This window comes from Wohlfahrtiimonas larvae (genome assembly GCF_002006755.1).
GTDB lineage: Bacteria > Pseudomonadota > Gammaproteobacteria > Cardiobacteriales > Wohlfahrtiimonadaceae > Wohlfahrtiimonas > Wohlfahrtiimonas larvae.
Genome location: NZ_MVDO01000016.1, coordinates 1 through 4,465, shown reverse-complemented (window position 1 = coordinate 4,465; position 4,465 = coordinate 1). Strand labels below are relative to the sequence as shown.

At 37.2% G+C, this 4,465-nt stretch carries 4 protein-coding genes; all 4 read left to right on the top strand.

Translation table 11 applies throughout. The features are described from left to right. The coding region (locus BZK14_RS00960; protein WP_143691255.1) for a DUF475 domain-containing protein at positions 1-528 on the top strand (528 nt) is incomplete at its 5' end. Positions 529-600: 72 nt separating this feature from the next. Then, positions 601-1,908, top strand: coding sequence for an NCS2 family permease (locus tag BZK14_RS00955; protein ID WP_077924737.1), 1,308 nt, complete (start codon positions 601-603; stop codon positions 1,906-1,908). Between the two features lie 147 nt (positions 1,909-2,055). Continuing rightward, positions 2,056-3,075, top strand: a complete 1,020-nt coding sequence (locus BZK14_RS00950) for an efflux RND transporter periplasmic adaptor subunit (protein ID WP_077924736.1) — start codon at positions 2,056-2,058, stop codon at positions 3,073-3,075. Positions 3,076-3,090: 15 nt separating this feature from the next. After that, a partial coding sequence (locus BZK14_RS00945; protein ID WP_143691253.1) for an efflux RND transporter permease subunit occupies positions 3,091-4,465 on the top strand: 1,375 nt, incomplete at its 3' end.

Genomic DNA, 4,465 nt, shown 5'->3' with positions numbered 1-4,465 from the left:
ATCTTATATGTGTTTGGTGCTTTCTTAGTTTATACAGGTTTTACAATGTTCAAAAAATCTGATGAAGAAGAAGATTTAAACCAAAAATGGTTCATTCGTTTTATTAAAAAACGCATGAAATTTACAGATAAACTAGATGCCGAACACTTCTTCACCAAAGAAAATGGTGTACGTTATGGCACACCTTTATTACTAACATTAATTGTGATCACAATTTCAGACATTATTTTTGCTGTAGATTCTGTACCTGCAATCTTCGCAATCACCAAAGATCCATTTATCGTTATGACCTCTAATGTATTTGCAATCCTAGGCTTACGTGCAATGTACTTTTTATTAGCAGATATGGCAGATCGTTTTGCATTCTTACAATATGGATTAGCAACAATCTTAGTATTCATTGGCAGTAAAATGTTACTACTCGCTTTTGACTTTCACATACCAACATCAATCTCTCTCTCTGTTGTTTTAATCGTGTTAGTTGGATCAGTATTAATATCTCTAAAATCTAAACCCAAAACAGAATAAACATAAGCCTCACTACAAAATGTAGATGAGGCTTTTTAAATTTAATCTTTATTACTTCTAGGAGTTTTTCTAATGTTAGAGCGATTATTTAAACTGAAAGAACATAAAACTAATGTTCAGACAGAAGCCATCGGCGGTTTGACAACATTCTTGGCCATGTCTTATATTATTTTTGTTAACCCAATTATCTTATCAAGCACAGGCATGGATAAAGGCTCAGTATTTGTAGCAACATGTATTGCAGCAGCGCTGGGTACTTTCATTATGGCATTTTTAGCCAACTATCCAATTGCCGTAGCACCTGGCATGGGATTAAATGCTTTCTTTGCTTTCACAATCGTTGCGACAATGGGCTTTACATGGCAACAAGCATTGGGCGGCGTATTTGTTTCAGGGGTTATATTCTTAATTCTCACAGCAACGGGATTACGCACCTGGATTATTGAGGGGATTCCCAAGTCATTGCGCGCATCTATCGCCGCAGGCATTGGTTTATTCTTAGCATTCATCGGCTTACAAACATCAGGTTTAGTTGTTGATAATCCTGCAACTTTAGTACAACTAGGATCATTAGCAAATCCCTCAGCATTATTCTGTATCTTGGGCTTCTTGATCATTGCCGTGTTAGATGCATTAAAAGTTAAAGGTGCGATCTTAATAGGTATCTTAGCAGTTTCAATTCTGAGCATCTTTACAGGCAATACACACTTTACAGGTGTTGTGTCAATGCCACCATCATTGGCACCAACATTCTTCCAAATTGATTTCAGCAAGGTATTGGAAGCAGGATTCTTACAAATTATCTTAACATTAGTATTGGTTGAATTATTTGATGCTACAGGTGTATTGATTGGTGTTGCAAAACGTGCGCACATTTTAGATGACACATCACCTGAAAATAAAAAGCGCTTCTCTCGTGCATTATTTGCAGACAGTACATCAATCCTTGCAGGCAGCATGCTGGGAACAAGCTCTGTGACAGCTTATGTTGAAAGCGCATCAGGTGTACAAGCAGGCGGCCGTACAGGGTTAACAAGCGCAACTGTTGGCCTATTATTCTTAGCAGCATTATTCTTTTCTCCCCTATTAACTGCTGTACCAGCTTATGCAACAGCACCCGCCTTAATCTACTTAGCATGTATTATGCTTCGTGAATTAACAGAAGTTGAATGGGATGATTTAACTAATGCAATTCCTGCTGCGTTGATGGCCTTTACTATGGCATTCACTTATTCAATCGCAAATGGCTTTGCTTTTGCATTCATCAGTTATGTTGTTTTGAAAATTTTTACAGGTAAATTTAAAGAAGTTCACCCTGCAACTTACATTATTGCAATTTTATTCTTGATCAAATTTATCTTATCAAACATGGGACACTAATGAATCAATAGCACTTAAATTTATCACGCAATCCCGCAATACCTGCGGGATTTTTTATAACCTTTACAAAATACTGACAAATACATGAAGCTTTTTTCAACTGATCCTTTACAATATCGGCACTGCATCGCTTTCATGGATTGAACAATGAACCCCAAAAAAAATATACTTCTAACTTTATTCACGATCCTTACCGTATTTTCAACTGCTTATAGTAAAGGTATTAGCGTAGAAGTTGCAGATACACAAGAAACATCTAAACAAGAATATATCCATGCTGTTGGTACATTACTACCTTATGAACGTGTAACATTACGCCCCGAGTTATCTGGCAAAATTACCTCTATCAATTTTGAAGAAGGCTCAGTGGTCGAAAAAGGCCAAGCACTTATTAAATTTGATGATCGCCTAGCAAATGCCAAACTCAAAAATGCAAAAGCTAACTTAAGTAATGCAGAACAAAATGCTAAACGATTAGAAGCATCTGCAGGCAGTGCAACCGCCCAACAAGTAGATGCAGCAAGAACAGCTAAGTTACAAGCTGAAGCCGAACTTGAAATGGCTCAAATTGAAGTAGATCATACAACGCTAACCGCACCTTTTAAAGGAAAGATGGGGCTCATTAACCAATATGCGGGCAGTTATATCCAAATAGGCAGTGATTTAACCACAATTGTTAGTACAGAAAAATTAAAACTAGAATTCAATCTTCCTGAACGTTTAGCACATACCGTGGAACTAAAACAACCATTACAATTTTCGGTAGATAACTTTCCTAAAAAAAAATTCACTGCTGAAATTTATGCATTGAGCCCTGAAATTGAACAAGAAGGTAAATCTTTAACAGTCCGCGCAATTTATGATAATCATGACCAAAGTTTACTACCTGGTATGTTTGCTAGAATTTCTTTAGAAATCCCTCTAGGCTACAGTGTGATTATGGTACCGGAAGAAGCTATTTTCTCTTCTGAAGGTAAACAATATGTTTATCGTGTTGTTAAAGAAAACAACCAATATACCGCCAAATTAACAGAAGTTATTTTAGGTGAGCGTTCAAGTTTTGCCGTCGAAATCATTCATGGCTTAAAAAATGGTGACAAGGTTGTCAAAGTTGGGCAAGCCCGAATCCACGATGAATCCATCATCAATCCTGTTGAACCCAAATAGCTCTAAAGAATCTCCATGAAAATTTCTAGCATATCTATTAAACGCCCTGTATTTGCCATCGTCCTTAATATTTTAATTATATTATTAGGTATTGTTGGCTTAACTCGCATGAGTATTCGAGAATATCCTAATATCGATCTTCCCGTCATCAGTATTCGTACCACATATAGCGGTGCTAGCCCTGAAATTATAGAAACACAAGTCACTAAAGCCATTGAAGATGCTGTCACAAGCATTGATGGTATTGACTTTATGACATCAATGTCGCGCCGTGGTATGTCATTTGTCAATATATCATTTCAGCCAAGCAAAAATATAGAAGAAGCTGCTAATGATGTTCGAGATCGAGTAGCACGGGCTAAATACTTACTGCCCGATGATGTTGATGAGCCTATCATTAATAAAAGCGATTCAGATGCTGATCCTGTCATGATACTAACACTGACAAGCGATAAACTATCCCCTATTGAGCTCACTAAAATTGTTGAAAATAACATCAAGCCACACGTTGAACTCTTAGAAGGTATTTCCAATCTGGAAATTTGGGGCGGGCGAGATCCTGTCATGCGCGTATGGTTAGATCCTGAAAAAATGTCAGCATTTGATATTGCAATTACAGATATCGAAGCAGCTCTACGCGCACAAAATGTTGAAATTCCTGCAGGAAGCATTAAAAGTAACGCGCGAGAACTAGATATCGTCGCCCAAACAGATTTAAATACAGTTGAAGAATTTGATAATATCATTGTCAAAACAACCAATCACACTTCAGGTAATATAGGTAATCAACACATTGTTAGATTGGGAGATTTAGCCAATGTTGAACTTGGTGGTGTAGAAGAAACATCTCGACCTAGAATGAATGGGAAACGAGGCGTTGGGATCGCCATTATTAAACAATCGGTTGCAAACCCTCTAACCATCTCAGCTGCAATTCGAGAAGTATTACCAACCTTACAAGATAGCTTACCTAATGATGTCACACTAGAAATCAGCTCAGACAACTCAATATTTATTAATAAATCCCTGCAATCTGTATATTCCACCATTATTGAAGCACTGGTTTTTGTAGGAATCATTATTTTCTTCTTCCTACGAGATTGGCGGGCAACCATAGTACCAATGGTAACAGTCCCTATTGCATTAGTGGGTACGTTATTTGTTATGTATTTATTAGATTATTCCATTAATACCTTAACGATGCTCGCTTTTGTGTTAGCGATAGGATTAGTTGTGGATGATGCTATTGTTATGCTAGAAAATATCCATAGGCATATTGAAACTGGATTATCCCCCATCAAAGCGGCCTTTGTAGGATCTAAGGAAATTGGCCTTGCTATCATTGCAATGACCATCACATTGGCAGCTGTATTTTTACCTTTAACATTCA